The organism is Dellaglioa sp. CoH-57-MRSF-22 (genome assembly GCF_056781895.1).
Map to the genome: position 1 here is coordinate 1 of NZ_JBXAXT010000113.1, position 391 is coordinate 391.

The 391-nt window shown below is 59.8% G+C and carries 1 protein-coding gene; it reads left to right on the top strand.

Annotation, left to right across the window (positions count from 1 at the left end):
• On the top strand, positions 1-255 hold a 255-nt coding region (locus AC1RPR_RS08425), incomplete at its 5' end, for a hypothetical protein (protein WP_481763505.1).
• Positions 256-391 lie beyond the last annotated feature (136 nt).

Genomic DNA, 391 nt, shown 5'->3' on the forward strand with positions numbered 1-391 from the left:
CCCCGCGCCCGGCTCGTCTGTTTTCCGAGCTTTTCGCACGCGCCGGTATCGCGGCCTAATTCCGAACACGGGGCCGCCCGGCCCCTATCATTTATCAATACGCAACCTAAAGGAAAAGACATGCTGACGAAAACCAACGATGCCCCGATTCTGCGCCTGCTGGAACATACGCCGTTCGGCCGTATCACGGTCAAGCTGAATAACGGGGACACGATCAAGGCTGAATACGTGCCGGAACCGGTCACGGACGTGTAGCGCGGGGAGTCGGTCGTGTATCCGGATGCGGATTCGAATGTGCTGATTCACAAGCACGTTACGCGCTACAAGCCGCAAGGTTCCGACGATGCGGACCCCGCACTTTACGCGCCGCTGACCGTGCAGAGCGTGCCCT